This window comes from Desulfuromonas thiophila (assembly GCF_900101955.1).
Lineage (GTDB): Bacteria > Desulfobacterota > Desulfuromonadia > Desulfuromonadales > Desulfuromonadaceae > Pseudodesulfuromonas > Pseudodesulfuromonas thiophila.
This window is the reverse complement of the sequence record NZ_FNAQ01000015.1, coordinates 1-4,232: the sequence shown is the minus strand read 5'-3', so window position 1 is coordinate 4,232 and position 4,232 is coordinate 1. Positions and strand designations below refer to the sequence as shown.

The following is a 4,232-nucleotide window of genomic DNA, read 5'->3' as shown; positions in this document are numbered from 1 at the left end:
GGGCCAGTGTTGGGATATCACCCATTGCAGGACTGGGTGAAAGTCTTGCCCCGGTCGTCGGAATTGAGATCGAAGATCATAAGCTCGGCAATCACTCCATCAAATATCTCACCGATTCCCTTGCTGTTTACAACCTGTTCACACAAATCGACGCATCCTTGACGGTCGATAAAATCACCACCATTCTCAAAACTTCCGCGAATAAAGCCGACGATACCCTCGAATCAGCAGTATCAGCATTGGGAAAATTGTTCGTCACCGGGTTTAACCCGCGCGGGTGGAGGCATGCGGCATGAGCGGATTATACCTGCTGGTTTTGATTGGGGTCTGGCTGTTGGTTGGCTGGGTCATTTATCGCCTCTGGCGGCGATGGCAGCCGCAAGAGGCGAAACGAAAAGTTCTCCACCTTGTTGCGGGTCTTCTTCTTTTCTCGCTCTGGTTTGGCGGGGCCTTCTGGGAGGTTGCCGGTAAGAAGATGTATTGGGATGCTCAGGTTCGAAAACTGTGCGCAATTGATGGGGGTGTCAAGGTTTATGAGACAGTGGAGTTGACGCCAGATTTGTTGGACAGATTTGGGCGGATACATATTCCAGAAAAATCTGATGTTAAGGATGCGGATTTATATTTTTACGATACAGAAATACAAGTCGTAAGAAATGAAAATCCTAAAATTTCACGAACTCGGCATGTAGTTATTCGTCACAGTGACAACAAAGTTCTCGGTGAACTCATACGTTATGGACGGGGTGGGGGGGATTTGCCCGGACCTTGGGAACCTTCATACTTTCTGTGTCCAGATCCGGCAAAAGGAAGTAATTTCGAAAACTCAATTTTTCTAAAGGGGGATAAAAAATGAGCACAATATCAAATTATTACAAATATTCTGAGTTAGCTTTTGCCTCATATTCAAACCTTTCTTCTGGGATGTTACGTAAAGATTATATTGACGCTTTAAAGCGTGGTTTTAAAGGCATGTCCCAGAAACAAGCCGAAGATTTCGCTGATAATTGGACCGTCCTCGACCAATACGACGGCATGGTCGAAGAAACCTATTACGATGAATTTGGCGATGAACAGACGTTTCTCAATCCGACCGGACTGTCGGCCACGATCTTCGAGAACATTGCCGATGGGAAACATTATCTTGCTGTCAGAGGAACTGAAATTACCGATTTAAACGACATTGTGGCAGATGGAGGCATTCTTTTACACGGGATTCCCGACCAATCTACACAATATCAGGCATTAAAAAGCAAGGTCGAACAATGGCAACAAACGGGGGTGTTATCTGGTTCATTCTCAGTAACAGGGCACTCTTTGGGGGGCTGGTTGGCAGGTGGGTTGATGGTTGATTTTGCGAGTAGTGTTGACCATGCATATTTTTACAATGCTCCGGGAGTATTTGGTGCGGCTGGCGAACTCATCGACCTGTTCAATCAAACCTTCGGCACAGATTTCCTGGCTCTCGACTTAGCTCAGATTTCAAATATTTGGGCCAGTGTTGGGATATCACCCATTGCAGGACTGGGTGAAAGTCTTGCCCCGGTCGTCGGAATTGAGATCGAAGATCATAAGCTCGGCAATCATTTCATCAAATATCTTACCGATTCCCTCGCCGTCTACAACCTGTTCTCGCAAATCGACGCATCCCTGACCCTCAGCAGCATCACCAGCCTGCTTGAGACCTCCGCGAATAAAGCCGACCATACTCTTGAATCAGCGGTATCAGCATTGGGAAAATTGTTCGCCACCGGGTTTACCCCGCGAACCGGCAAAGAATACGACATAAAGCGTGACGATCTGTATACCGATATTGATAGTATTACCAATGTATTGGGCGACACTTCCGGCTTGAGCATTGAAGTCATGGCCACAACCGATTCCGATGGAGAGATAGAGTCTTTTTCCCCCTCCGACATCAAAACCCGCGCCCAAAGTGACATCGCCTACCGCTACGCCCTGGTCAATCTCAACCCCTTTGCCGTTGTCGGAGCCGATTACAGCAATTTTAACCAAAACGGCGAACTCGATATTTTTGATCCGGCCACCGGTGAGGGGCAACTCAGCAACATGTATCTGGCCGACTGTATCGAAAGCCCCTTTGGTGATGATGGTCACAGGTGGAGACATGCGGCATGAGCGGATTTTACCTGCTGGTTCTGATTGGGCTTTGGGTTTTTGTTGGATGGGTCATTTATCGCCTCTGGCGACGATGGCAGCCTGCTGACCTGAGGCGAAAGATTCTTCATGTCACCATTGGTCTTCTTCTTTTTAGCATTTGGTTTGGCGGGGCTTTCTGGGAGGTCGCTGGGAAAAAGATGTATTGGGATGCCCAGGTGCGGAAATTGTGTGCAATTGATGGAGGCGTCAAGGTTTATGAGACGGTGGAGTTGACGCCTGATTTACTTGATTGGGCTGGTAGGATTTTCATTCCTTCTAAAGACAAAGCAACTGCTGCGGATTTGTACTTTTATGAAAAGGAAAGACAGTATTTAAGAAGGAAGAACCCGACACTAATTCGAACACATACTGTAATTATTCGTCGAAGTGACAATAAAGTTTTAGGTGAACTCATACGTTATGGACGTGGGGGTGGGGATCTACCCGGCCCGTGGCATCCATCGTCCTTTTCGTGTCCAGACCCGGTAAAAGGAAGTAATTTCGAAAACTCAATTTTTCTAAAGGGGGTTAAAAAATGAGTACGATAACAGATTATTACAAGTATTCTGAGCTTGCGCTAGCATCATATTCGGATTTAGCTGCTGGAATGGTGCAACAAGATTATATTGATGCGCTTATGAATGATGGTGACGGCATGTCTCAGAAACAAGCTGAAACCTTCGCCCCAAATTGGACCGTCCTCGATCAATACGACGGTATGGTCGAAGAGACTTATTACGATGAATTTGGCGATGAACAGACGTTTCTCAACCCGACCGGCCTCTCGGTGACATTATTTGAAGACGGTAGCGGTAAACAGGTTGTCGCCATACGTGGCACCGAACCAACCGATTTAGACGATATTGTTACGGATATTATTGATATCGGAGTTTTGGGAACCAGCGAACATCAAGCCCAGTACGCTGCACTATCTGCTCAGATACAAAAGTGGAAGGACGATGGAACTCTTCGGACCAATTTTTCAGTTACAGGTCACTCGTTAGGCGGGTTTCTCGCCACCAATCTGGCTCGCGAAGATTGTGGAATTCTGAAATGATTTTTATCTATTACCTAATTTTAGGGCTTGTCTACTCTACTGTCGGATTCTTTGTAATCCGATGGCTTATGCGTGTTCCAAGAAAAGGGAAGTATAAAGCCTTGGTTGCAGTCATAGGAATCGTCGTGCTTTTACTCATACCTACTTGGGACGAAATTGGGGGGCGAATTTACCTTAGACATCTTTGTGCTACTCAAGCCGGAGTGAAGATATACAAAACTATTGAGTTGCCGGCGAAGTATTGGGATGAATCAGGTGAACCAATGTTTTTCAACCAATACGGCTATCTTGACCACGATTTTTGGGTGAAGGAACTCGATGAGTCTGGTGGTCGCATAGAGCGTTATTCATCAATATTTTCTATTGATAAAGATACTTCGCCTGTAAAGGAAAGACTCGGGCAAAAGGTGTTGGCAGAGGTTACCACTTTTCGGTTTTGGGGTGGTTGGATAAGGCGAAATTTCAGTCCAAACAATGTAGCAGATTCCTGTGTGTTTATCAGCAAGCCAGAATTTAGCCGAGAATTTTACGGACAACTATTTGAACCTGAACCTTCTCAAGAATAGAGAAAGGAGCGATTATGACAACCATAATGGAGTATTTCAAACAGTCTCAACTTTCTATGGCGGCATATGCGCTGGATCTTACGCCAGGAATTTCAGGCTCGTCAGCAGAATCTGTGGAGATAATCAGGTTCCGGCAACTTGCCAAGTTCATGATATAAGGCGATTTGCAGGCATTTCAGGGTTTTAAAACCGAAGGCTTTTCTCATGGTGAGTTTCGCCTTGAGGTTCATACCCTCCACGGCCCCGCTGGAAAGCCGCCCTTTGGCCTTGAACCAGTTGAGGATCAGCGGCTTGTGGCTGCGCAGCATCCGGGCTACTTTCTTCATCGGCTCCAAGTCGGTTTGAAGTGCCCGGGTCACCCAGTTGTCGAGAAACTTTCCCGCGAAGTCGGGGCGTTGATAGTCCCAGAACCGCTGGAAATCCTCGCGCAACAGGTAGCCTTTGATCGA

General features: G+C 46.7%; 7 protein-coding genes. 6 read left to right on the top strand and 1 reads right to left on the bottom strand.

Going from position 1 to position 4,232, the window contains the following annotated elements; all coding sequences use genetic code 11:
• The 6 genes from BLR80_RS12980 to BLR80_RS12725 form a co-directional block, all read left to right on the top strand.
• The coding region (locus tag BLR80_RS12980) for a hypothetical protein (RefSeq protein ID WP_171906415.1) at nucleotides 1-296 on the top strand (296 nt) is incomplete at its 5' end.
• Complete coding sequence (locus tag BLR80_RS12740) at nucleotides 293-856, top strand: hypothetical protein (protein ID WP_143012137.1); 564 nt, start codon at nucleotides 293-295, stop codon at nucleotides 854-856. The genes BLR80_RS12980 and BLR80_RS12740, both read left to right, overlap by 4 nt.
• Entirely contained in the window at nucleotides 853-2,139 is a 1,287-nt protein-coding gene (locus BLR80_RS12735; RefSeq protein ID WP_143012136.1) for a hypothetical protein, read from the top strand. The genes BLR80_RS12740 and BLR80_RS12735 overlap by 4 nt, the downstream gene beginning before the upstream one ends.
• Nucleotides 2,136-2,699, top strand: coding sequence for a hypothetical protein (locus tag BLR80_RS12730; protein ID WP_143012135.1), 564 nt, complete (start codon nucleotides 2,136-2,138; stop codon nucleotides 2,697-2,699). The genes BLR80_RS12735 and BLR80_RS12730 overlap by 4 nt, the downstream gene beginning before the upstream one ends.
• On the top strand, nucleotides 2,696-3,217 hold the full coding sequence (locus BLR80_RS10340; RefSeq protein ID WP_092079671.1) for a Tle-like phospholipase domain-containing protein: 522 nt from the start codon (nucleotides 2,696-2,698) through the stop codon (nucleotides 3,215-3,217). The genes BLR80_RS12730 and BLR80_RS10340 overlap by 4 nt, the downstream gene beginning before the upstream one ends.
• Nucleotides 3,214-3,783, top strand: a complete 570-nt coding sequence (locus BLR80_RS12725; protein ID WP_143012134.1) for a hypothetical protein — start codon at nucleotides 3,214-3,216, stop codon at nucleotides 3,781-3,783. Before BLR80_RS10340 ends, BLR80_RS12725 begins: the two co-directional genes overlap by 4 nt.
• Before the next feature lie 101 nt (nucleotides 3,784-3,884).
• Here the strand turns inward: BLR80_RS12725 and BLR80_RS10335 are convergent.
• A partial coding sequence (locus BLR80_RS10335) for a transposase (RefSeq protein WP_143012133.1) occupies nucleotides 3,885-4,232 on the bottom strand: 348 nt, incomplete at its 5' end.